General features: G+C 36.1%; 1 protein-coding gene. It reads left to right on the top strand.

Going from position 1 to position 851, the window contains the following annotated elements:
* Window positions 1-3: 3 nt before the first annotated feature.
* Window positions 4-851, top strand: an 848-nt coding sequence (locus OQZ33_RS24150; protein WP_265802132.1) for an IS982 family transposase, incomplete at its 3' end; no start/stop codon positions are given.

Genomic DNA, 851 nt, shown 5'->3' with positions numbered 1-851 from the left:
TTTATGATTGACTACTCTAAAATTAGTGATATTTTTTGTCTTGTAGATGAGTTCTGCAAAGATTTCGATAAAACTACTAGCCCTTTTCTTCTGGGGAAGCCCTCAAAACGACCTGCGGTAATGTCTAAGAGCGAAATAATTTCTGTTTGCCTACTCTTTCATTTGAGTGGTTTCAGATGCTTTAAGCATTTCTATTTATTCTATCTCCAGAAACATATGCGATCAGAATTCCCAAATACAGTATCCTATAACCGTTTTGTTGAGCTCAGTCAAAGCGTGTTGATGCCAATGACAATCTTTTTGAAAACCTGTTGTCTGGGTCAGTGTACGGGTATTTCTTTTGTAGATTCCACCCCAATCAGGGTTTGCAATAACAAACGAGTAAAAAGAAACAAGGTATTCAAGGGAATTGCAGAGGTTGGAAAATCTACAATGGACTGGTTTTATGGCTTCAAGCTGCACATTGTGATCAATGATAAAGGAGAAATCTTGAACTTTGCCATTACCCAGGCAAATGTTGATGATAGGCAGCCCCTGAAAAATGAAAATTTCTTGAAAGCCATATTTGGTAAGCTTTTCGCGGATAAAGGCTACATATCAGAACAGCTTACTAAAATACTATTTGTCAGCGATATACACCTAATAACAAGTATTAGAAACAATATGAAAAATAGTCTTATGACCATGAACGACAAGATAATGCTTCGTAAAAGATCAGTGATTGAAACTGTTAACGACGAGCTAAAAAACATATGTCAGGTAGAACATTCTAGGCACAGGTCTTTTGCCAATTTCATTTCCAATATGATTGCAGCATTGATAGCATATTCATTTTTCCCTAAAAAACCATC

The sequence above is a fragment of the Pedobacter sp. MC2016-05 genome (genome assembly GCF_026239735.1).
GTDB lineage: Bacteria > Bacteroidota > Bacteroidia > Sphingobacteriales > Sphingobacteriaceae > Pedobacter.
Note: the sequence above shows the minus strand (reverse complement) of the source record. Positions and strands in the feature narration are given on the sequence as shown.